This is a genomic window from Streptomyces sp. NPDC030840 (genome assembly GCF_055572015.1).
In genome coordinates this window covers 20,624-42,971 of the sequence record NZ_JBVIEE010000005.1, presented here as the reverse complement: position 1 = coordinate 42,971, position 22,348 = coordinate 20,624, and the positions used below count along the sequence as shown (strand labels likewise).

The following is a 22,348-nucleotide window of genomic DNA, read 5'->3' as shown; positions in this document are numbered from 1 at the left end:
ATGACTGCGCTCAATCGTGTCCCGTCGCTCATGGCCCGGGCCGGTACGGCCTCGGCTCTCACCATCGCCGCGGTGGGCGGCACCATCGTGGCCCCCGGCATCGCGTCGGACGCCGAGGCGGCCACACCGGCGGCCAAGGCGCTGCAGGTCGCGGCTTCGAAGAAGGGCTCCCCCTACAAGTGGGGCGCCGCGGGCCCCAAGAGGTTCGACTGCTCCGGGCTGACGCTGTACTCGTTCAAGAAGGCGGGCAAGAAGCTCCCCCGTACGGCGCAGGCGCAGTACAACAAGACGAAGCACATCTCCGCCAAGAGCCGCAAGGCCGGAGACCTCGTCTTCTTCCACTCGGGCTCGAACGTCTACCACGTCGGTATCTACGCCGGTAAGGGCAAGATCTGGCACTCGCCGAAGAGCGGGGAGGTCGTGAAGAAGGAGAAGATCTGGACGAAGAGCGTCTGGTACGGCCGGGTCCGCTGATCCGGCCGAGGGGCGACGGCGGTGAGGGCAGCCGTCGCCCCTCGGGGCCCGCCCGCGACGCGCCGGACCGAGACGTGCCCGCCCGCGACGCGCAGGGCTGTGATGTGCCTGGCCGGCGGCTCGCGGTGCGTGACACGGCCCGGGATGGTTACTCGTTCATCCATGTCCGACCACCAGAGTGCGCACTGGGGACGCAACGAGACACCCCTGGAGAGAGCCGACCGCAACTTCGTCGAGCTCCTGCAGGAGCTGCGCGTCACCCAGACCGGTGTCCAGATCCTCTTCGCCTTCCTGCTGACCCTGGCGTTCACCCCGCGCTTCCCGTCGCTCGACACGGTGCAGCGCGTCACCTACGTCACCACACTGCTGCTGGCGGTCCTCGCGGCCGCGCTCTTCACGGCCCCGGCCGCGCTGCACCGCTCGCTCTTCCAGCAGAACGCCAAGCCGCTCATCGTCCAGGTCTCCTCCCGGCTGGCCAGCGTCGGCCTGATGGTGCTCACGCTGGCGTTCACGGGGTCGGTGCTGCTCGTCGTGGACGTGACCCTGAACCGGGGTGCCGGTGCCGCCGCGGGAGCCGGCGCCTTCGGCGTCTGTGTCGCGCTGTGGTGGGTGCTGCCCCGCTTCGTCCGGCGGTCAGGCCTCGGCCGGGGTCCCGACGTCACCCCCACCCGCTCTCCGGAAGCGGCGCCGCCCGGACGCCGGTGAGCGGCCGAGAAGGGCGAGGCGGCCGCTGCGCGACCTCAGGGTTCCTTCTGCCCGGCGGCGGTGACCGGCTGGGCGGGGATCGTCCACGGCAGTTCGATGGCCACTGTCTTGCCGCCCTCCCGGGTGGGTCTGACGCTGAGTCTGCCGCCGCACTCGGCGGTCAGCCAGCGGATGATGACCAGGCCTCGGCCGTTGTCCTGCTGGACGGCCGCGGGCAGGCGCTTCGGAAAGCGCGGGTGGCTGTCGGTGACGCCGATCCGCAGCTGCTCGTCACGGTCGAGCGCGATGTCCACGGTGAACGTGGGTGACAGCCCGAACGTGTGCTGGACGGCGTTGGTGGCGAGTTCGGACACGATCAGCCGGACGGTGTCCGCGACTTCGGTGTCGCTCGGCAGGCCCCATTCGGCCAGCACGGTGGCGACGTATGTGCGAGCCGCGGAGACCGAGGCTGGATCGCTCGGCAGAGTGACGGATGCTTCCTGGTGGTCTGCCATGGCGACGTCGTCCCTTTCCCACGGGACCGGAGTCCGACACGGAGCGGATGGATTCGAGTACGGTCCCGGACTGGTGCTTCGCGCCAGATTGCCATCACCAGGGCCGTCGCGGTGCCGATCCACCGAGATATGCATATATCTGTCGCTCGAAGCGGTGAACTCTCCGACGACCGACCGTATTTGGGCGGGCCTTTCGGTGCATCCTCTACCGTCGCCCCCGGCACCGCGGCCGGGCGGAAGGAGACGACCCATGCAGTACGGTCCGGCGGTGCGCCGGCGCAAGCTGGGAGCCGAATTGCGTGATCTGCGCACCCGCGTCGGCCTCACCAGCGTCGAGGCCGCGCGCCTCGTCGGCTGGCACCAGTCGAAGGTGAGCCGCATCGAGACCGGCTCCAGTGGAGTGAAACCGGCCGACGTACGCCGGCTGCTCGACGCGTACGACGTACGGGATCCGGAGCTACGGGAGCTGCTGCTGGTCCTGGCGGGCAGCGAGGACGGCGGTGGCGTACGGCAGAACTGGTGGCACGCCTACCGCGGGGTACTGCCTCCCGCCTACCGGGACTTCATCAGCCTGGAATCCCAGGCCAGCGGCATGCGCACGCTGGAGACCTCGGTGGTGCCGGGGCTGCTCCAGACCCCGGAGTACGCCCGGGCGGTGACCCGTGCCGCGGTGGAGGGCCTGCCCGAGGACAAGCTGGACACGCTGGTGGAGGTGCGCATCGCGCGGCAGGAGGTGCTGCACGGGGACCCTCCGCTGGAGCTGAACGCGCTGCTGGACGAGGCCGTGCTGCGCCGGGAGGTCGGCGGACCAGAGGTGATGGCGCGGCAGTTGCGACGGCTGAGGGAGGCGGCCGCTCTCCCCCAGGTGCGACTCCAGGTGCTGCCGTTCACCGCTGGGGCGCATGTGGGCATCACCGGTCCTTTCGTCATCTTCTCATTTTCGAGCACAACTGATCTGGACGTGGTTGTTCTCGACAACCTGACGAGTAGCCTCTACCTCGAGCGGAAAGAAGAACTCCAGGCGTATGTCGAGGCCTTCAACGCCCTTCAGATCCACGCCCTTTCGCCCGAGGAATCGTTGGATTACATCGCCGGGATAGCCGCCGGCGCGTAAGGAGGCACCCATGTCCGCACTGCCACCGCCTCGGAACATCCCCTCAAGCACCGCGTTGCACGACGTGCGGTGGCTGCGCAGCAGCCGCAGTACCGGAATGAACAACTGCGTCGAGACGGCCCGTCCGGGCCCCGGCCCCTGGGCCGGACAGGTCGCCGTGCGCGACTCGAAGAACACGGCCGGGCCCGCCCTGCTGTTCGCCCCCGAGGCCTGGGAGGAGTTCATCGCGGCACTCCGGTGACCGCGCCGGCCACCACGTCCACGACAACGGTCACGTTCAGGTCCGCGTGATCACTCCCGCCGATCGCGACGCACGGCCGTGGCACGCCGACTCACGGTCGCGTCTCGCCGATCACCCGTACGGCTCGGTCGAGTTGCCCGTCGGTGAGATCCCCGCGGGCGGTCAGCCGCAGCCTTGAGATGCCGTCGGGCACGGACGGTGGGCGGAAGCAGCCGACGGCGAGACCGGCCGTGCGGCAGTCCGCCGCCCACCGCACCGCCTGTTCGGGGGACGGCGCGCGCACGGAGACCACGGCGGCGTCGGGCCGCACCGCTTCAAGGCCCGACGCCGTCAGCCGTGTGTGGAGCTCGGTCGCCACCGTGCGCGCCCGCGCGGCGCGCTCCGGCTCCCGGCGCAGCAGCCGCAGCGCCGCGAGGGCCGCTCCGGTGGCGGCCGGGGCCAGACCGGTGTCGAAGATGAAGGTGCGGGCCGCGTTGACCAGATGGTCGATCACCCGCGCCGGGCCGAGGACGGCACCGCCCTGACTGCCCAGCGACTTGGACAGCGTGACCGTCACGACGACGTCCTCCGCGCCCGCGAGCCCCGCCGCGTACGGAGCACCCCGGCCTCCGTCGCCCAGGACGCCGAGCCCGTGCGCGTCGTCCACCAGCAGCCCGGCTCCGAACTCCCGGCAGACGACGGCGAGTTCGTCCAGCGGGGCGGCGTCGCCGTCCACCGAGAACACCGTGTCGGACACGACCAGCGCACGCCCGCCCCCAGTACCGAGCGCCTTGCGGACGGTCTCCGGGTCGGCGTGCCCCACCACCTGCGTGGTGCCCCGGGCCAGCCGGCACCCGTCGATGAGGGAGGCGTGGTTGCCCGCGTCCGAGACGATCAGCGAGCCGTGCGGGGCCAGCGCGGTGACGGCGGCGAGGTTGGCCGCGTACCCGGAGGAGAAGACCAGGGCCGCCTCGAAGCCGCAGAAGCCGGCCAGCTCGCGCTCCAGCTCGCCGTGCAGCTCGGTCGTGCCGGTGACGAGCCGGGAGCCGGTCGAGCCGCCACCCCACCGCCGCGCGGCCTCGGCGGCGCCCTCGACGACCTCGGGGTGCCGGGCCAGGCCCAGGTAGTCGTTGCTCGCGAGGTCGAGGAGCGGTGAGTCGGCGGGCCGCGGGCGCAACGTCCGTACCAGTCCGGCACGGTGGCGCGCGTCCGCCTGTTCGTCGATCCAGCCGAACGCCATGGTTCCTCCGAGCGGGCGTGCCTCTGTGCGGGCGTGTGTCTTTGTAGGCAGTGCACAGACCCTAGCGGGGCGGCGAGCGACGCAGGATGTGGCAATACCCACACGTCGAACCGTCTCTGTTGTGCAAACTCTCCTTGGCCCGGAGCGCACCCGTAGGACAGGATCGGCTCTCATGGACCTGCTGACGACGCTGGTGGACAAGGGGCTTCGGCGCGAGATGCCGACCCGCGAGGAAGCGCTGGCCGTACTGGCCACCTCCGACGACGACCTGCTCGACGTGGTGGCCGCGGCCGGCAAGGTGCGCCGCCACTGGTTCGGCCGCCGGGTGAAGCTCAACTACCTGGTCAACCTCAAATCGGGCCTGTGTCCGGAGGACTGCTCCTACTGCTCGCAGCGCCTCGGCTCCACCGCCGGCATCCTCAAGTACACCTGGCTCAAGCCGGACGAGGCCTCGAAGGCGGCGGCCGCCGGTTTGGCGGGTGGCGCCAAGCGGGTCTGCCTGGTCGCCAGTGGCCGGGGCCCGACGGATCGGGACGTCGACCGGGTCTCCGCCACCATCAAGGCGATCAAGGACGAGAACGAGGGCGTCGAGGTGTGCGCCTGCCTCGGCCTGCTCTCCGACGGCCAGGCCGAGCGGCTGCGCGAGGCGGGCGCGGACGCCTACAACCACAACCTCAACACGTCCGAGGCGACGTACGGCGACATCACCACCACGCACACCTACGCCGACCGTGTCGACACCGTGAACAAGGCGCACGCGGCCGGTCTGTCCGCCTGCTCCGGCCTCATCGCGGGCATGGGCGAGAGCGACGAGGACCTGGTGGACGTGGTGTTCTCGCTCCGCCGGCTGGACCCGGACTCGGTGCCGGTCAACTTCCTGATCCCGGTGGAGGGCACGCCGCTGGCCAAGGAGTGGAACCTCACCCCGCAGCGCTGTCTGCGCATCCTGGCGATGGTGCGGTTCGTCTGCCCGGACATCGAGGTGCGGATCGCGGGCGGCCGCGAGGTCCATCTGCGCACGATGCAGCCGCTGGCCCTGAACCTGGCCAACTCGATCTTCCTCGGTGACTATCTGACCACCGAGGGCCAGGCCGGCAAGGCCGACCTGGAGATGATCGCGGACGCCGGTTTCGAGGTCGAGGGCACGGACCAGGTGACGCTGCCGGAGCACCGGGCGCAGGCCGGGGGCGGCTGCGGCTCGCACGAGACCGAGGGTGGCTGCGGCTCGCAGGGAGTGTGCGGTTCCACTCCTGGGACGACGACCACGCCCACGGTCCAGGAGGCCCGTACGGACCTGGTCGCCGTACGCCGCCGGGGTGCCGGAACGGATCTCGCGCCCAATGCCTGACCTGCCCGTACCGGAACTGCTGGCCCTCGACCGGCGGCACGTCTGGCACCCGTACGGCCCGATGCCCGGCCGGCAGGAGCCGCTCGTCGTGGAGTCGGCGAGCGGGGTGCGGCTGCGACTGGCGGACGGCTCGGGCGAGTTGGTGGACGGGATGTCGTCCTGGTGGTCGGCCATCCACGGCTACAACCACCCGGTGCTCAACGAGGCGGCACACGAGCAGCTCGCGCGGATGAGCCACGTGATGTTCGGCGGGCTCACGCACGAGCCCGCCGTACGGCTGGCCAAGCGGCTCGTCGACATCTCCCCGGAGGGCCTCGAACACGTCTTCCTCGCCGACTCCGGCTCGGTGTCGGTCGAGGTGGCGGTCAAGATGTGCCTGCAGTACTGGCGTTCGCTCGGCCACCCCGGCAAGCAGCGGCTGCTGACCTGGCGCGGCGGCTACCACGGCGACACCTGGCAGCCGATGTCGGTGTGCGATCCCGAGGGCGGGATGCACGAGCTGTGGCAGGGCGTGCTGCCGCGTCAGGTGTTCGCGGACCCGCCTCCGGCCACGTACGAGGAGCCGTACGCCGAGCAGTTGCGCACGCTGATCGGGCGGCACGCCGGCGAGCTGGCCGCGGTGATCGTCGAACCGGTGGTGCAGGGCGCGGGTGGGATGCGCTTCCACTCACCCGCCTATCTGCGGGTGCTGCGCGAGGCGTGCGACGCGCACGACGTGCTGCTGGTGTTCGACGAGATCGCGACCGGTTTCGGCCGTACGGGCGCGTTGTTCGCGGCGGAGCACGCGGCCGTGACCCCGGACGTGATGTGCGTGGGCAAGGCGCTGACCGGCGGCTACATGACGATGGCGGCGACGCTGTGCACCACGCGGGTGGCCGAGGGCATCTCGCGGGGTGAGGTGCCGGTGCTCGCGCACGGCCCCACCTTCATGGCCAATCCCCTTGCCGCGGCCGTGGCGTGTGCCTCGATCGACCTGCTCCTCGGGCAGGACTGGCGGACCGAGGTGAAGCGGATCGAGGAGGGCCTGCGGGACGGGCTCGCCCCGGCGGCGCGGATCGAGGGCGTCCGGGACGTCCGTGTCCTCGGGGCCATCGGCGTGGTGCAGCTCGACCACGAGGTGGACATGAAGGCGGCGACGCGGGCCGCGGTGCGGGAGGGCGTGTGGCTGCGGCCGTTCCGCGACCTCGTCTACACGATGCCGCCGTACGTGACCGGCGACGCGGACGTGGCACGGATCGCGCGCGCGGTGTGCGCGGCCGCACGGGAAGGATGAGCATGCCGATCCTGCTGATCACGGGCACGGGCACGGAGGTCGGCAAGACGGTCACCACGGCCGCGGTCGCCGCGGTGGCCGTCGCGGCCGGGCGATCGGTCGCCGTCCTCAAGCCCGCCCAAACCGGCGTGCGGCCCGGCGAACGCGGCGACGCCGACGAGGTGGCCCGGCTCGCGGGCACCGTGACGACGCTCGAACTGGCCCGTTACCCCGAGCCGTTGGCCCCGGCGACGGCCGCGCGGCGGTCCGGGCTTCCCCCGGTCCGTCCGGAGGAGGCGGCCCAGGCCGCGGCCAAGCTCGCCGCGGACCACGACCTGGTGCTGGTCGAGGGCGCGGGCGGCCTGCTCGTACGGTTCGACGAGACGGGCGGAACCCTCGCGGACACGGCCCGCCTGCTGGACGCCCCCGTCCTGGTCGTCGCCTCGGCGGGCCTCGGCACGCTGAACACGACCGAGCTGACAGCACGCGAACTGCGGTCCCGGGGCCTCGATCTGACGGGCGTGGTGATCGGCAGCTGGCCCGCCGCCCCGGACCTGGCGTCCCGTTGCAACCTCGCGGACCTGCCGGTGGTGGCGGGGGCTCCGTTGCTGGGTGCGGTGCCCGCGGGGGTGGGCGCGTGTGATCCGGACGACTTCCGCACGGAGGCACGGAACTGGTTGGCACCTGCCTTGGGCGGGGTGTGGGACGGCGAGACCTTCACGACACGGGAGGCGGGCCCGGGTCCGTCCGGCGTGTGACGAGGCGACCGCCCAAGCCGGCAAGCGCCCCCGCCGCCCCTACCCGTCCCATCCCCAGGGGCTCCGCCCCTTCGACCCCGCCAAGGGGGCTGCGCCCCCTGGACCCCCATCCTTTTTCGGGGCTCCGCCCCGGACCTGGTTGCGGGGGCCGCCCCCGGACCCCCGTCCTTTCGGGGCTCCGCCCCGGACCCGGTTGCGGGGGCCGCCCCCGGATCCCCATCCTTTCGGGGCTCCGCCCCGGACCCGGTTGCGGGGGCCGCCCCCGGATCCCCATCCTTTCGGGGCTCCGCCCCGGACCCGGTTGCGGGGCCGCCCCCGGATCCCCATCCTTTCGGGGCTCCGCCCCGGACCCGGTTGCGGGGCCGCCCCCTGGCCCCCGTCCTTTCGGGGCTCCGCCCCGGACTGCGATCGGGTGCCGGCCCCCGGAACCCCGCTCCTCAAACGCCGGAGGGGCTGGATGGTGCGCGGCGGGGCTGGATGGTGCCGTGGGCTGGGTGGTGCCAGGCATATCCAGCCCGTCCGGCGTTTGAGGACGAGGCCGAAGGCCGATGCGGGGGTCTGGGGGCGCAGCCCCCAGGGACAGGATGGGACGGGTAGGGGCGGCGGGGGCGAGAAAACCCACCCCCACCACCTCAGCCGTCGTCCTCCCCCAGCAACCGCACCAGCTCGATCCGCGACCGGATCCCCAACCGGGAGAACACCCCCCGCAGATGGTGATCGATGGTCCGCGGACTCAGCAGCAGCCGCGCGGCGATCTCCCGGTTCGTGGCCCCGTCGGCCGCCATACGGGCCACCATCAGCTGCTGAGCGGTCAGCCGGGCGGCGAGATCGTCGGGCCCGGGCGTGGACGGCGCGCGCTCGCCGAGGGCACGGAGCTCCGCCCTGGCCTGCGCGGCGCAGTGCGGAGAGCCGAAGTGCTCGAAGGCCTCCAGCGCGCTGTGCAGCCGGTCGCGGGCCAGGGCCCGGTGGCGCAGCCGCCGCAGCGCACCCCCGAACAGCAGCTCGGTGCGGGCACGTTCGAAGTCACGGGTGCCGGAGGCATGCAGGTCGAGGGCCGCCCGGTAGTGCTCGACTGCCTCCTCCCCCGTGGCCAGCAGGGCACGGCAACGGGCGCTCAGGGCCAGATCGTCCGGGCTGCGGACGGTGCGCGCCCAGTGGTCGTAGTCGGCGTGCGCGGCACGGGCCACCCGGGTGTCGCCGGTACGGACGGCGGCCTCGACGTAGTGCGGGGTCGCGATGTGCCGGATCGCCCGGTGGCCGTGGCCGGGCCCGAACCCGGCGAGAGCGCGCAGCCGGGCGGCCGAGGCCTCGTAGCGGCCGGTGCTGAGGTCCAGGAAGGCGAGCGCGTACATGGCCAGGGCGGCGGGGAGCCCGAGCCCGCGGCCCAGGGCGTAGGAGCGGGCGGCCTCGGCGCGCTCGCGGCAGACCTCCTCGTCCCCGGTGACGGCGGCGAACATCGCGAGGGCGGCCTGGAGATGACAGGCGCCGTTGTCCTGTCCGGTGGCGTACGCCTGCCGCAGCGACTCGACCGCTCCGGCTTCGGCGGCCCGTGGGCGCCCGGTCCAGAAGTCGGCGTACGCCCGGAACTCCATGGCCTGCGGGACGGTGATCTCCTCGCCCCTGCTCCGGGCGGAGGCGGCGGCACGGACGGTGGCGGTCGCGGCCTGCGTGTGGTCGCCGAGGAGCAGCGCGGCGATCCCGGTGTGGATCAGCAGGGTGGGGTCGCCACCGGGTCCGCAGCGGCCCGCGGCGGCCTTGAGTGCGTCGCGTGCGTCGTCGTACCGCCCTTCGAACGCGGCGGCCAGTCCCTCCAGCGTGCCGGGCGCCACGATCCCGAGGTGGTCGGCGACGGCGGCGGCCTCCCGGCAGCGGCGCAGGTCACCCGTGTAGATGGCGGCCTCGGTGGCACGTGCCAGCAGGTGCGCGGCGGCACCGGAGGGGTTCTCCCGGCCCCGCGCCACAGTGGCCGTGAGCAGCGCGTCGAAGGCCTCGGCCGCGTTTCCCGCGCGGAGGGCGAGCAGTCCGCCGAGGGCGCCGTCGTCGGTGGCGGCCACGAGGCGGCGGGCGCGGTCGCCGTCCCCCGACCGCCAGGCGTCGGCGGCGGCGCGGGCCAGGAGCCGGGCACGCTCGGCCGGTTCGGGCGAGAGGGCGGCGGCGCGTTCGGCGAGGGCGCAGGCCAGGGCTGGTTCGCCGGACTCGCGCGCGTCGCCCGCCGCCTGGCCCAGTTCGGCGGCCAGTCGGCGGCTGGGGCCGAGGGCCGCGGCGCCCCGGTGCCAGGAGCGGCGGGGGCCCTCGCTCTCGCCGCCCAGGACGCGGGCGAGGAGCTGGTGGGCTTCCCGGCGGTCGTTGGCGGAGGCGGTCTCGTACGCGGCGATACGGGTCCACGGGTCCCGGAAGACGACGCCGCCGGCCGTGGTGTGGGCGAGCCCCGCCGCCTCTGCCTCGTCGAGGGGGCGGGTGTCGAGCCGGGCGGCGGTGACGGCCCGCGGGAAGGCGTGGGTGGCGACGGGGTACTGGTCGGCCGCGGCGAGCAGCAGCAGGAACCGGGTGTCGTCGGGCAGGGCCCGGATCTCCTGCCGGTGGGCCCGCAGCAGCGCGGGCGCGAGGGCGGCGGGTTCGGCGGGGAGCGGGTCGAGGCCCGTCAACTGGCGGTCGGTCAGCACGGAGGCGAGTTCGACGGCCGCGCGGGGGTCTCCGTGGGCGGCGCGCAGGACACGGACACGGACGCCCTCGGACAGCGGGGCGTCCGGACTCGGCCACGCGGTCACGGGGGGCGGTGGCGAGGGATGCGGAAGGCGTGGGCGGTTCACCGGAGTCACCACGCTCATCACGTTACTTGCGAGTTAACCGACAGGTAAAGACCGGCGATTTCACCGATGCGGCGCGCGTAGACCCGCCTGACACTCCAGGCAACCCCACCCGTTTCAGGAGGCTTCATGCAACGCCGCATGCGTCGCATCGCCACGGCCCTCGCGACCGTGGCCTCAACGCTCCTTCTGTCACTCACCTTCTCCGCGGCCCCCGCCCGTGCCGCGGCCCACAACCCCGTCGTCTTCGTCCACGGCCTCAGCAGTTCCGCGAGCAGCTGGGACGAGTGGCGCGGCTACTTCCTGGCCGACGGCTACACGTCGTCGGAGCTGGACGCCTGGTCGTACGACTGGAGCCAGTCCAACGCCACCACGGCACAGCAGTTGTCCACCGAGATCAAGAACGTGCTCGCCCGGACCGGTGCCTCGAAGGTCGACCTGGTCGTCCACTCGATGGGCGCGCTCAGTGCCCGGTACTACCTCAAGAACCTCGGCGGGACCGCGTACGTCGACGACTTCGTCTCCACCGCCGGGGTGAACCACGGCACGACCGTGGCGGGCTGGTGCCGGTGGCTCTACACGTCCTGCAACGAGATGTACACCGGCAGTTCCTTCCTGACCGCGCTCAACTCCGGTGACGAGACGCCGGGCAGCGTCTCGTACGCGAGCTACTGGTCGAACTGCGACGACGCGCTCACCCCGGACACCACGGCCATCCTCAGCGGGGCGACGAACGTCGAGGTCGGCTGCGTCTCGCACACGGACATGAACAACGACCACGGGATCTACGAGCAGGTGCGGAACTTCGTCGCCTGATCGGCCCCCTCGCGGGAGCGCGCTGCCGGGTCCGGCCTCTGACGGTGCCGGGCCCGGCGGCGCGGGCGGTCGCGTGTTCCCGGCACACAGGCACGACGGGTGAGCCGGGTCGCGGCGGGGGACAATCGCGGTAACTGCCGCCCTCCTCAGGAGGTCCGCCATGGCCCGCGCCGCCAAGGACGCCGTGCACCACCCCCTCTTCGCCCGGTTCTACGCCCGTTTCAGCGAGGCGGCCGAGAAACAGGTGGGCCCCTACCGCGGGGAGTTGCTCGCCGGTCTCTCGGGACGGGTCATCGAGATCGGGGCGGGCAACGGACTGAACTTCACGCACTACCCGGCCACCGTCTCCGAGGTCGTGGCGATCGAACCGGAGCGCGTGCTGCGCCGACTGGCCGTGGACGCGGCCCGGCGCGCCGAGGTCCCGGTCGACGTCGTGCCGGGGGCGGCGGAGGCTCTGCCGGTCAAGAGCGAGGCCTTCGACGCGGCCGTGATGTCGCTGGTGCTGTGCAGTGTGCGGGACGTGCGCCGGGCCCTGTCGGAGGTACGGCGTGTGCTGCGGCCCGGCGGGGAGCTCCGGTTCTTCGAGCACGGCGCGGGGGGCGGGCGTGCGATGAGGACGACTCAGCGAGTGCTGGACCGTACGGTGTGGCCGCTGCTGTTCGGGGGGTGCCATACGGCACGGGACCCTCTCGGGGCGGTGCGCTCCGCGGGGTTCGAGGTGGGGGTGTACCGGAGTTTCGTGGTGCCCGAGAAGGGGCCTCGTGTGCCTACGTCGTACTGCGTGCTTGGTGCGGCTCGGCGGGCTGAACTCGACGAAAGGGGTGGCTGAGCCTTGTTTCGAGACGGCCTGTCGTCTGTGGTTGCTCGCGCCCACGCGGCGGAGCCGCATATCGACACAGCCCCGCGCCCCTTCGGGCGCACCCCTTACGGGGCGCTCCACCGCCTGAGCTCGGCCGCGATGTCGCCCAGGGTCGCCTCGCCGCTCTTCACCAGTCGGGCCAGGTCCCGTACCTGGACGGGCGACGTGGTGACCTTCACTCCGCTGGCGACGAGGTAGGCGTACGCGACCGCGGAGGCGAACAGGGCGTTGGAGCGTTCGAGGGCCGGGACGTGTAAGAGGAGTTGCAGCAGGGCGGCGGCGCGGGCGTGCGGAGTGTCGTAGACAGGGACGTCGAAGATTTCCGCCTGGTGCCGGGCGACGGCCGCGACGAGGGCGCCCCAGTCGGTGACCTGGGGGTCTCCGGGCGTCTTCTGTTCGGCGATCATCAGGAGCCAGGCGAGGTCGATGCTGAGATTGCTCAAGGGTTCAGTGCTGTCCTCGGCGGCCTTCGCGCTCCGCTCCGAATTCGTCGGCGAAGACACTCTCGTACTGCTTCATGAAGTCGGCGGCGGCTTCGACGAAGGTGTGTCCCACCTCGCCGGTGTCCTGTCGCACCAGCTCCTCGATGTAGCGGTTGACGCTCATCCCACGCTCCAGGGCTCGCTCTCGGGCGGCGCGGGCCGTGTCCTCGTCCACCCGCACGTTCAGCTGGGTCTTGGCCATACCTCGAAGCTAGCGCCGGATTGCTAGCAACGGCAAGGGGAACCGTAGCCGGTGTGCACCCACTTTGAGTGCCCCTTACATGCTTATCAGGGAACCGACCTGCGACGGAGGACGTCTGGGCCTTCCGGAGGATTCCAGGTGTGCGTTGGATCACACTACGCTCGGGCCGGGACACCAGGGTCCGTCCCCATAACACCGCATTCGACCTGGCCCGACCTAGGAGGCCGCCTTGCCGACAGCTGCTCCGGAGCACGCCCCCGGCCGCGCGGAGGCCCACGGGATCGCCGCCCGCGCGCGGGGCCTGACGAAGGCGTACGGCTCGGGCGAGACGACCGTGCTCGCCCTCGACGCGGTGGATGTGGACATCGCGCGCGGTCGTTTCACCGCCGTCATGGGCCCGTCCGGCTCGGGCAAGTCCACCTTGATGCACTGCCTGGCGGGGCTCGACACCGTCTCGGCCGGTCAGGTGTGGCTCGGTGACACCGAGATCACCGGGCTGAAGGAGCGGGACCTGACCCGGCTCAGGCGGGACCGGATCGGGTTCATGTTCCAGTCGTTCAACCTGATACCGACGCTGAACGCGGCCGAGAACATCACCCTCCCCATGGACATCGCGGGCCAGAAGCCCGACCAGAAGTGGCTGGACGAGGTCATCGACACCCTGGGGCTGCGCGCCCGCCTGGGGCACCGGCCCTCCCAGCTCTCCGGCGGGCAGCAGCAGCGCGTGGCCTGCGCCCGGGCACTCGCCTCCCGCCCCGAGCTGATCTTCGCCGACGAGCCGACCGGCAACCTCGACTCACGGGCCGGCCTCGAAGTGCTCGGCTTCCTGCGCCAGGCGGTCGACGACCTCGGCCAGACCGTCGTGATGGTCACCCACGACCCCGGCGCCGCCGCCCACTCCGACCTGGTGCTCTTCCTGGCGGACGGGCGCATCGTGGACGAGATGGAGCGCCCCACCGCGGAGGCCGTGCTGGAGCGCATGCGCCTCTTTGCTGGGGGGAACCCCCAGACCCCCGGATTCGACACCACCCGGGCGGCCACTGACGGCGAAGGTGCCACCTCGGGTCCGCCCCCGGGCGCCGCCCCGCACGACGTACGCCCCGCGATATCCCCCGAAGGCTCCCCCGACAAGGACTGAGGCCGTGCTCAAGGCGACGCTGCGGAGCTTTCTCGCACACAAGGGCCGGCTGCTGCTGTCCGCACTGGCCGTTCTGCTGTCCGTGGCCTTCGTCGCGGGAAGCCTGATCTTCTCGGACACGGTCACCCGCACCTTCGACCGGCTGTTCGCCTCCACCTCGGCCGACGTGACCGTGACCCCCAAGGAGGACCTCACGTCACAGATCCCGTCGGGTGCGACGCCGACCGTGCCCGCGTCGCTGGCCCGGCGGATCACCGGGATCGACGGCGTCGCGGACACGCATGTCGACGTCTCCGTGGAGAACATCACGGTCGTCGACCGCGACAACGAGTCCGTGGGCCCGACGACGGGCGCCCCCACCATCGCCACCAACTGGTACGTCACCGACCGCAGCCCGGTGAAGCTCACCTCCGGGCACGCGCCGGAAGGGCCCGGCCAGGCGCTCCTCGACGCGGACACCGCGAAGAAGAAGGACGTGACGATCGGCGACACCCTGACGGTGCTCGCCCAGCCGGGCTCCTTCAAGGTGGAGATCGTCGGCATCGCCACCTTCACCGCCACCAATCCGGGCGCCGTGCTCGTCTTCCTCGACACGCGTACGGCGCAGAGCGAACTGCTCGGTTCGCCCGACGCCGCCACCGGGATCTCGGTGACCGCCGCGTCCGGGGTCAGCGACTCCGTGCTCAAGCAGCGCATCGCCGCCGAGCTCGGTCGCGGCACGTACGAGTACCAGACCGCCGACGAGCAGGCGGAGTCGTCCGCGGCCTCGCTCGGCGGCTTCCTCGACGTGATCAAGTACGTCATGCTCGGCTTCGCGGGCATCGCCGTCCTCGTCGGCATCTTCCTGATCGTCAACACGTTCTCGATGCTGATCGCCCAGCGCACCCGTGAGCTGGGACTGCTGCGGGCCCTCGGCGCCGACCGGCGGCAGGTGCGCCGGTCCGTACTCACCGAGGCGACGCTGCTCGGCCTGGTCGGTTCGACGCTGGGGCTCGCGGCGGGCATCGGGCTGGCCTTCGGGCTGATCGAGCTCATGGGCGCGTTCGGGATGAACCTCAAGTCCACGGAGATCGTGATCGGCTGGGCCACTCCGGTCTCGGCGTACGTCGTCGGCGTCGGCGTCACGTTCGTCGCGGCGTACCTTCCGGCGCGGCGGGCGGCGGCGGTGTCGCCGATGGCGGCGCTCGCCGACGCCGAGATCGCCGGGGTGGGGCGGCCGCTGCGGGTCCGCGCGGTGGCCGGTGCGGTCGTCGGCGCGGCCGGTGCCGCCGCACTGGCCGGGTGCGCGGTCTCGACGGACACCGGGTCGGCGGCCTCGCTGCTGGGCCTCGGCGTGGTTCTGACGCTCGTCGCGACCGTGATCGCGGGACCGCTCCTGGTGCGGCCGGTGATCCGGGTGCTGGGCGGGGCCTTCCCCGTGCTGTTCGGCTCGGTCGGGCGGATGAGCCAGCGCAACGCCCTGCGCAACCCGCGGCGCACGGGTGCCACCGCGGCCGCGCTGATGGTGGGGCTCGCGCTGGTCGGCGGGATGTCCGTGGCCAGCGCCTCCATGACCAAGTCGTTCGACCAGCAGATCGACAAGACGCTGGGCGCCGACTTCGTCGTCCAGAACCAGAACTTCCAGCCGTTCCCGCAGGAGGTCACCGACAGGATCCGCGCCACCGAGGGGGCCGGGCTGGTCGTGCGGCAACGGTTCTCGCCGGTCGCGGTACGGCTGCCGGACGGCAAGCGGGTCGAGACGACGGCTGCCGGGTACGACCCCCGGCTCGACGAGGTCGCCCACGTCGCGTACGCCGAGGGCGACACCGCCGCCGCCCTCGCGGACGGGCACCTCGCCATGGACGCGGAGTTCGCGAAGGACCACGGCGTGAGGATCGGCACCACGGTCCCGGTGGAGTTCCCGGCCGGCCGGCGGGCCGAGCTGGAGGTGGCCGCGCTCACCGACCAGGACACCGGCGACGGCTTCGGCACGCAGGGCGGGCTGTACTTCGGCTTCGCCACCATGGAGAAGTACGTGCCGGGCGGCCAGGACTCGGCGCTGTACGTGAACGCCGCCTCCGGAACGAGCGTCGACCAGCTCCGCTCACGCCTGGAGAAGACCCTCGACCCGTATCCGCAGGTGCAGGTCCGCGACCAGGCCGACTACAAGGAGCTGATCCGGGGCCAGATCGCCGTGCTGCTCTACCTCGTCTACGCGCTGCTCGGCCTGGCGATCATCATCGCGGTGCTCGGCGTGGTCAACACCCTGGCTCTTTCGGTGGTCGAGCGCACCCGCGAGATCGGGCTGCTGCGGGCGATCGGGCTCGCCCGGCGCCAGCTGCGGCGGATGATCCGGCTGGAGTCGGTGGTGATCGCCGTGTTCGGCGCGGTCCTCGGACTGGCGCTGGGGCTGGTGTGGGGCGTGTGCGTCCAGCAGGTGCTGGCACTGCAGGGAATGAGGGCGCTGGCCATCCCCTGGGGCACGGTGATCGCGGTGGTGATCGGATCGGCCCTCGTGGGCGTCGCGGCGGCGCTGCTCCCCGCGCTGCGTGCCTCGCGGATGAACGTACTGGCGGCGATCGCGCACGAGTGATGTACTCGCCTGGCGTACTCAAGTCCCGTGAGGGTGAGGAGAGTTCATGCCACGGCCGTTCCGCTTCGGGGTCAACCTGCTGCAGTCCACGACCACGGAGGAGTGGCGCGCGAAGTGCCGCAGGGCCGAGGAACTCGGGTACGACGTGATCCTGGTCCCGGACCACCTCGGCATGCCGGCCCCGTTCCCGGCCCTGGTGGCGGCGGCCGGGGCGACCGAGCGGCCACGCGTCGGCACGTTCGTGCTCAACGCGGGCTTCTGGAACCCCGCGCTGCTGGCCCGCGAGGTGGCCACCACGGACGCGCTCACGGACGGCCGCCTCGAACTCGGGCTCGGCACCGGGTACGTGGAGGCGGAGCACGAGAGCGCCGGCCTTCCATGGGGTTCGCCGGGCGAGCGCGTGGACCATCTGCGGCGCACGATCGAGGAACTGGAGCGGCTCCTCGGCTCCGAGGAGCACCAGCCCCGGCCCGTGCAGCAGCCCCGTGTGCCGCTGCTGATCGGCGCCAACGGCGACCGGATGCTGCGGCTCGCCGCCGAGCACGCGGACATCGCGGCGTTCACGGGCGCCCGGACGCGGGCGGGCGGCGTACTGGAACCGATCACGGCCGAGGAGCTCGACGAACGGGTTGCCCTGTACCAGCGGCTGGCGGCCGGGCGGAAGGAACCCGCCGAACTCAATCTGCTCCTCCAGGTGGTCGTCGTCACCGACGACCGGAGCGCGGCCGTCCAGGAGTGGCTGCCCCGTATCCCGAACCTCACGGAGGAGCAGGTGCTGCGGCTGCCGATCGTGCTGGTGGGGACACTGAAGGAGATCGTCGACCAGGTGCGGGCACAGCGCGAGCGGTACGGGATCTCGTACCTGACGGTGCTGGAGCCGAACATGGAGGTGTTCGCGCCGGTCATCGACGCGCTGCGCGGCGAGTGAGTCCGCCCGCGGCGTTCCGCCGTGTGGCGTTCCGCGCTGCCGCGGGCGGTGTCCGGATCGTGGAATTGCGGGTGCGGCGGGCGATGCCCGACCCCAAGACCAGCGAACTGATCTCGGGCGCCCAACGCGCGGGGTCCGCGACCCGGCCGAACCGCCCGCCGACGGCGAGCAGGGCGAGCGAGCCGTTCCGGGTGGCGTCGCGGGCGCCTTACGAGGCTGCGGCATCGCCTGTACGCCGAGCGCATCGCCCTCCTGGAGGAGGGCCGCACTTCCGCCAGTCGACGCCACGGGGAGGCCCGAGAGCGGAGGCGATCGGACGGGTGGCTGGACGCACCGAGTGGTCCGCGGGCAACGGGACGGTCGAGGAATCGCCCGGTCCCGTCCGGACCCCCGAACACGGCCCGCCGCCTCGCCCGTGCGGCCACTGCGGACGAACTCATGGCCGGGCGGCGGGTCGCACCGGCGTCCTCGGTGAGGCGAGGCCCGGCAGCTCGGCAGGATGCTCGGCCGGGCCGGACTTCTACCTGCTCCGCGAACGGGTCCTTCCGGCGGCGCGAGGCCGTTCCGGATCGCTGTCGTGGTGCCGATGTGCCGACCGCACCGTCCGCTGGCGGGTACGGAGGCGGTCGACGAGCAGAACACCTGCTGTCGCGGCCATGGAGACCAGGCCGCCCAGGTACAGGCCGCTCCGCGCGCCCAGGTGTGCGGTGAGCCAGCCGATCAGGAGGGCGCCCAGCGGCGTGGACCCCTGCATGATGAGGGTGTACACGGCGAGCACCCGGCCGCGGTACCGGGGATCGCTGCCCAACTGGATCCGGTGGTTGGCGGCCTGTGCGAAGTAGATCGCCGCGAACCCCGTCCCCCCCAGCAGAACCGTCGCGGACGCGTAGCTCGGAGCCCAGCCCGCCGCCGTTTCGAGCGCGCCGAACGCGAGCGCGGCCGCGGTCACCGTACGGGCGGACGGCCGCCCCCGGCGGGCCGTGCCCGCGAGCCCGGCGAGGAGGGAGCCGGCCGCGAAAGCGGTGGTGAGCAGACCGAACGACGTGGCATCCGCGTGGAAGACCGTCTTGGCCAGCAGCGGCAGCGTGAGCTGGAAGTTCAGTCCGAACACGCCGATGAACAGCACCATCGCCATGGGCGCCACGAGGTCCGGGCGCGATGCGAGGTGGCGCAGCCCGTCGGTGACCCGGGCCCGGCCGTCGGGTGTGACGCGTCGCAGTTCACCGGGGCGCATCATGCGCAGGCCGACCACGACGGCCAGGTAGCTCGCGGCGTTCAGCACCATGACGGCCCCGGTGCCGAAGCCGGCGATGAGCAGACCGGCGGCGGCCGGGCCCAGGACACGGGCGACGTTGAAGTAGACGGCGCTCAGTGCCGACGCGTTCGGCAGCAGGTCTGTGCCGACCAGTTCGCTCACGAACGACATACGGGTGGGGACCTCGACGGCGTTGACGATGCCCAGGCAGAGGGCGAACAGGAACACGTGCCACAGCCGTACCGACCCGCCGAGGTCCAGCACGGCGAGCCCGAGTGCGCAGGCGCCGGAGACCAGGTTGCACGCCATCAGCGACCGGCGCTTGTCGTACCGGTCGGCGATCCGACCGCCGTAGAGCGTGAGCAGCAGCATCGGGACGAACTGCACGGCGGTGACCGCTGCCAGAGCCGTGCCGGAGTCCCCGGTAAGGGAGAGCACGAGCCAGTCCTGGGCGACGACCATCATCCACGTTCCGGACACCGAGAGCACCTGGCCGAACGCGAAGAGCCGGAAGTTGCGGACCGACAGCGACCGGAAGGCCGTCCCGAGCACACCGAGCATGGTCAGGAGACCGCCGCGGACGGCAGGGAGCGGACCGCAGGGGGCGGCGCGAGGGTCGTTTCACGGGAGACCAGGCAATCTTCGAGGAAGGCGAGGGCACGCAGATGGTAGGAGCGGGCAGCCCAGCCGAGGCTGATGTTGTGCCCCGCTCCGGGCTGCCGGTCGACGCTCACGCGCGGGGCGGACGTGAAGTGCGCGGCCATGTCGGTGAGAGCCGCGTCGTCGTGGCGCCACCACACCTCGTGCTCGGCGAAGGTCAGCCGGACGGGCACGCGGACGCGTGGCGCCGTGGCCCGGAACGCCTGCGGCCAGCGGGGCAGCTCCGCCCGCTCCAGGGCGGGCACAGGCTCGACGATCGAGCCGCTCGCCTGGAAGGTGTCCGGCGGATAGAGGCGCAGCGGCCCCCAGCTCCTGCGCAGCCGGCCGCTGTCGTCGTGGGTGGTGGGCAGTTCGTGCGGCTCGACGGCGTACACGTGGCCGCAGCCGGAGATGTCCAGCCCGAGCAGGTGCGGCAACCCTGGGTCCGCGGCGACCGTGAGCGCCACCTTGCCTCCGTAGGAGTGGGCGAGCAGGAACAGGCCCGCGCCCGTGGCGTGACGGGAGGTGAAGTCGCGCAGGGCCAGGCGCAGCGAGACGGCCTGCTCCGCCAGGTCCTGCCCCTGGGGCAGCCGGGCGGCGGAGTGGCGGTAGCCCGGCCGGTCCACGGCCAGGACGGTGTAGCCGAGGTCCGCCCCCAGCGTCAGCAGCGACTGCAGGGGATGAGCCCGGCAGTCGAAGTAGCCCGCGTTCATGCCGCCGCCGTGCACGGCGACCACGACGGCACGCGGGGAGCCGACGGGCTCGCTGAGCAGTGCGGACAGCGGTACCCCAGCGGCACCCAGGGTGATCCGACGCACCCCGCGCGAGGGTTGGTGGGTTGGTGCGGTCATGGTCGTTCTCCTCCGGGTGGTGGCTTCGGCGGCCGTGGTCAACGGGCCAGGTGCGATGTGAACGCCAGGGCCGCGTCCGCGCCGTAGGCCCGCTCAAGGCTCAGCAGGAGGTCGGTCGAGGTGAGTTTGTAGGTCTGGGTGCCGACGGACTGGAGCACCACGGCGGCCAGCGCGCTGCCCAGGCGGCCGGCCTCGCGGTACGGCAGGCCCCGGACGACGGCCGCCAGGAACCCGGCACGGAAGGCGTCGCCCACCCCAGTGGGATCGGCCACGGCATCCGTGGACACCGCGTCGACGTGCAGCCAAGGCTCTCCCGTCCGGCCGATGTCCGCACCCGCGGCGCCGCGGGTGATGATCCAGGCGCCGGTCCGCTCCAGAACCTGTTGGCGCGTCCATCCTGTGCGTTCCTGGAGCAGCGCCGCTTCGTACTCGTTGGTGAACAGGAAGCGGGAGCCCTCCACCAGATGGCGGGTCTGCGGGCCGTCCAGCCGGGCCAGTTGCTGGGACGGGTCGGCGGCGAACGGGATACCCAGGCGCCGGCACTCGGCGGTGAGGCTCAGCATGGCCTGCGGGTCGTTGGGGGCGACCACGGCCAGCCCCAGCTCCCCGGTCCGCTCCCGCACGGAGGCCAGCGTGATCCGTCCGGCCTCGGCCATCGCACCGGCGTAGAAGGTGGCGATCTGGTTGAGGTCGAGGTCGGTGGTGCACACGAAGCGGGCCGTGTGCAGCGCGTCACTCACGTACACCGAACCGGTGTCGACGCCGTTGTCGCGCAGCCAGGCACCGTACTCGGCGAAGTCCTTGCCGACTGCTCCGACGAGTACGGAGCTGAGGCCGAGGCGGGAGAGTCCCAGGGCGATGTTCGCCGCCACGCCTCCGTAGCGCACCTCCAGATCGTCCGCGAGGAAGGAGAGCGAAACCCGGTCGAGGCGGTCGGCGATCAGCTGATCGGCGAATCGCCCCGGATAGGCCATCAGATGGTCGGTGGCTATGGAACCGGTGACAGCGATGCGCATCTCAGGCCCCGGCCGCGTTCCGCAGCGCTTCGACCCGGTCCGTCCGCTCCCACGTGAAGTCGGGGAGCTCACGGCCGAAGTGACCGTACGCCGCGGTCTGGGCGTAGATCGGGCGCAGCAGGTCGAGGTCGCGGATGATGGCGGCCGGGCGGAGGTCGAAGACCTCGGAAATGGCGGTCTCGATCTTCTCCGCGTCGACCTTGGCCGTACCGAAGGTCTCGATGAAGAGACCGACGGGCTCGGCCTTGCCGATGGCGTAGGCGACCTGGACCTCGCAGCGGGAGGCCAGGCCCGCCGCGACCACGTTCTTGGCGACCCAGCGCATCGCGTACGCCGCCGAACGGTCCACCTTGGACGGGTCCTTGCCGGAGAAGGCGCCACCGCCGTGGCGGGCCATGCCGCCGTACGTGTCGATGATGATCTTGCGGCCGGTCAGACCGGCGTCGCCCATCGGGCCGCCGATCTCGAAACGGCCGGTCGGGTTCACCAGCAGGCGGTAGCCCTCGGTGTCCAGCTTGATGCCGTCGTCCAGCAACGCCTTCAGCTCCGGCTCGACCACGAACTCCCGGATGTCGGGGGCGAGGAGGGAGTCCAGGTCGATGTCCGAGGCGTGCTGCGAGGAGACCACCACCGTGTCGAGACGGACCGCCTTGTCGCCGTCGTACTCGATGGTGACCTGCGTCTTGCCGTCCGGGCGCAGGTACGGGATCGTGCCGTTCTTGCGGACCTCGGAGAGGCGCTTCGACAGGCGGTGCGCCAGGAAGACCGGCAGGGGCATCAGAGTGGGCGTCTCATCGGTCGCGTAGCCGAACATCAGACCCTGGTCGCCCGCGCCGCCCGTGTCGACACCCTGAGCAATGTCCGGGGACTGAGCGCCGATGGACACCGACACACCGCAGGAGGCGCCGTCGAAACCCTTGCTGGAGGAGTCGTAGCCGATCTCCAGGATCTTTTCGCGGACCAGTTGGGCGATCGGCGCGTAGGCCTTCGTCGTCACCTCACCGGCGATGTGGACCTGCCCGGTGGTGACCAGGGTCTCGACGGCGACCCGTGAGGCCGGGTCCGCGCGGAGCAGCGCGTCGAGGACGGTGTCGCTGATCTGGTCGGCGATCTTGTCGGGGTGACCCTCGGTCACGGACTCGGAGGTGAACAGGCGCAGGGGCACGGGCATCCTCACG

At 72.0% G+C, this 22,348-nt stretch carries 21 protein-coding genes; 12 read left to right on the top strand and 9 right to left on the bottom strand.

What is annotated here, in order from left to right; all coding sequences use genetic code 11:
* Positions 1–474 carry a C40 family peptidase gene (locus tag ACZ49J_RS13155; protein WP_467457566.1) on the top strand — a complete coding sequence of 158 codons (474 nt, stop codon included), beginning with the start codon at positions 1–3 and terminating at the stop codon, positions 472–474.
* A gap of 162 nt (positions 475–636) precedes the next feature.
* The gene (locus ACZ49J_RS13150) at positions 637–1,179 is read left to right on the top strand and encodes a DUF6328 family protein (protein ID WP_467457565.1); all 543 of its coding nucleotides are present in this window, start codon (positions 637–639) and stop codon (positions 1,177–1,179) included.
* Between the two features lie 35 nt (positions 1,180–1,214).
* Here the strand turns inward: ACZ49J_RS13150 and ACZ49J_RS13145 are convergent, their stop codons facing one another.
* On the bottom strand, positions 1,215–1,673 hold the full coding sequence (locus tag ACZ49J_RS13145; RefSeq protein ID WP_467457564.1) for an ATP-binding protein: 459 nt from the start codon (positions 1,671–1,673) through the stop codon (positions 1,215–1,217).
* A 250-nt stretch (positions 1,674–1,923) separates the two neighbouring features.
* On the opposite strand from ACZ49J_RS13145, the gene ACZ49J_RS13140 reads away from it, so the two are divergent.
* Both ACZ49J_RS13140 and ACZ49J_RS13135 read left to right on the top strand, forming a co-directional pair.
* Positions 1,924–2,787 (top strand): helix-turn-helix domain-containing protein, encoded by an 864-nt coding sequence (locus tag ACZ49J_RS13140; RefSeq protein ID WP_467457563.1) that lies wholly within the window; start codon positions 1,924–1,926, stop codon positions 2,785–2,787.
* Positions 2,788–2,797: 10 nt separating this feature from the next.
* Positions 2,798–3,028: a DUF397 domain-containing protein gene (locus tag ACZ49J_RS13135; protein ID WP_467457561.1), complete on the top strand. Its 231-nt coding sequence runs from the start codon at positions 2,798–2,800 to the stop codon at positions 3,026–3,028.
* 91 nt (positions 3,029–3,119) lie between these two features.
* Here ACZ49J_RS13135 and ACZ49J_RS13130 read toward each other — a convergent pair whose 3' ends face one another.
* Positions 3,120–4,247, bottom strand: coding sequence for an 8-amino-7-oxononanoate synthase (locus ACZ49J_RS13130; protein WP_467457560.1), 1,128 nt, complete (start codon positions 4,245–4,247; stop codon positions 3,120–3,122).
* Between the two features lie 172 nt (positions 4,248–4,419).
* Here ACZ49J_RS13130 and bioB point away from each other — a divergent pair, with 172 nt between their 5' ends.
* Genes bioB through bioD form a run of 3 tightly spaced genes read left to right on the top strand, consistent with a single transcriptional unit; the run spans position 4,420 to position 7,605 of the window.
* A complete protein-coding gene (bioB, locus tag ACZ49J_RS13125; protein ID WP_467457559.1) occupies positions 4,420–5,595 on the top strand; it encodes a biotin synthase BioB in 1,176 nt (391 codons plus the stop codon).
* Positions 5,588–6,868: an adenosylmethionine--8-amino-7-oxononanoate transaminase gene (locus tag ACZ49J_RS13120; protein ID WP_467457558.1), complete on the top strand. Its 1,281-nt coding sequence runs from the start codon at positions 5,588–5,590 to the stop codon at positions 6,866–6,868. Before bioB ends, ACZ49J_RS13120 begins: the two co-directional genes overlap by 8 nt.
* Positions 6,869–6,870: 2 nt before the next feature.
* Positions 6,871–7,605: a dethiobiotin synthase gene (bioD, locus tag ACZ49J_RS13115; RefSeq protein ID WP_467457557.1), complete on the top strand. Its 735-nt coding sequence runs from the start codon at positions 6,871–6,873 to the stop codon at positions 7,603–7,605.
* Between the two features lie 632 nt (positions 7,606–8,237).
* On the opposite strand, the gene ACZ49J_RS13110 is transcribed toward bioD, so the two are convergent.
* A complete protein-coding gene (locus tag ACZ49J_RS13110) occupies positions 8,238–10,433 on the bottom strand; it encodes a helix-turn-helix transcriptional regulator (RefSeq protein ID WP_467457556.1) in 2,196 nt (731 codons plus the stop codon).
* 108 nt (positions 10,434–10,541) lie between these two features.
* Between ACZ49J_RS13110 and ACZ49J_RS13105 the strand changes: the two genes are divergently transcribed.
* Together ACZ49J_RS13105 and ACZ49J_RS13100 are read left to right on the top strand one after the other, a co-directional pair.
* Positions 10,542–11,228, top strand: a complete 687-nt coding sequence (locus ACZ49J_RS13105) for an esterase/lipase family protein (protein WP_467457554.1) — start codon at positions 10,542–10,544, stop codon at positions 11,226–11,228.
* Positions 11,229–11,388: 160 nt separating this feature from the next.
* Positions 11,389–12,057 carry a class I SAM-dependent methyltransferase gene (locus tag ACZ49J_RS13100; protein ID WP_467457553.1) on the top strand — a complete coding sequence of 223 codons (669 nt, stop codon included), beginning with the start codon at positions 11,389–11,391 and terminating at the stop codon, positions 12,055–12,057.
* 95 nt (positions 12,058–12,152) lie between these two features.
* Here the strand turns inward: ACZ49J_RS13100 and ACZ49J_RS13095 are convergent, their stop codons facing one another.
* Both ACZ49J_RS13095 and ACZ49J_RS13090 read right to left on the bottom strand, forming a co-directional pair.
* Entirely contained in the window at positions 12,153–12,530 is a 378-nt protein-coding gene (locus ACZ49J_RS13095) for a fic family toxin-antitoxin system, toxin component (RefSeq protein WP_467457552.1), read from the bottom strand.
* A 4-nt stretch (positions 12,531–12,534) separates the two neighbouring features.
* The gene (locus tag ACZ49J_RS13090; RefSeq protein WP_467457550.1) at positions 12,535–12,771 is read right to left on the bottom strand and encodes an antitoxin; all 237 of its coding nucleotides are present in this window, start codon (positions 12,769–12,771) and stop codon (positions 12,535–12,537) included.
* A gap of 229 nt (positions 12,772–13,000) precedes the next feature.
* Here ACZ49J_RS13090 and ACZ49J_RS13085 point away from each other — a divergent pair, with 229 nt between their 5' ends.
* From ACZ49J_RS13085 to ACZ49J_RS13075, 3 genes are read left to right on the top strand one after another with little or no spacing between them, the layout of a single operon-like run.
* Positions 13,001–13,909: an ABC transporter ATP-binding protein gene (locus tag ACZ49J_RS13085; RefSeq protein WP_467457549.1), complete on the top strand. Its 909-nt coding sequence runs from the start codon at positions 13,001–13,003 to the stop codon at positions 13,907–13,909.
* Between the two features lie 4 nt (positions 13,910–13,913).
* Positions 13,914–16,481, top strand: a complete 2,568-nt coding sequence (locus tag ACZ49J_RS13080; RefSeq protein ID WP_467457547.1) for an FtsX-like permease family protein — start codon at positions 13,914–13,916, stop codon at positions 16,479–16,481.
* Between the two features lie 46 nt (positions 16,482–16,527).
* Positions 16,528–17,409 carry an LLM class F420-dependent oxidoreductase gene (locus ACZ49J_RS13075; RefSeq protein WP_467457546.1) on the top strand — a complete coding sequence of 294 codons (882 nt, stop codon included), beginning with the start codon at positions 16,528–16,530 and terminating at the stop codon, positions 17,407–17,409.
* Between the two features lie 520 nt (positions 17,410–17,929).
* Here the strand turns inward: ACZ49J_RS13075 and ACZ49J_RS13070 are convergent.
* Genes ACZ49J_RS13070 through metK form a run of 4 tightly spaced genes read right to left on the bottom strand, consistent with a single transcriptional unit; the run spans position 17,930 to position 22,335 of the window.
* Positions 17,930–19,225, bottom strand: a complete 1,296-nt coding sequence (locus ACZ49J_RS13070; protein ID WP_467457545.1) for an MFS transporter — start codon at positions 19,223–19,225, stop codon at positions 17,930–17,932.
* Between the two features lie 2 nt (positions 19,226–19,227).
* Positions 19,228–20,154 carry an alpha/beta fold hydrolase gene (locus tag ACZ49J_RS13065; protein WP_467457544.1) on the bottom strand — a complete coding sequence of 309 codons (927 nt, stop codon included), beginning with the start codon at positions 20,152–20,154 and terminating at the stop codon, positions 19,228–19,230.
* 38 nt (positions 20,155–20,192) lie between these two features.
* The gene (locus ACZ49J_RS13060; protein WP_467457543.1) at positions 20,193–21,170 is read right to left on the bottom strand and encodes a carbohydrate kinase family protein; all 978 of its coding nucleotides are present in this window, start codon (positions 21,168–21,170) and stop codon (positions 20,193–20,195) included.
* A gap of 1 nt (position 21,171) precedes the next feature.
* Positions 21,172–22,335, bottom strand: a complete 1,164-nt coding sequence (gene metK, locus ACZ49J_RS13055) for a methionine adenosyltransferase (protein WP_468349157.1) — start codon at positions 22,333–22,335, stop codon at positions 21,172–21,174.
* Positions 22,336–22,348: the final 13 nt, after the last annotated feature.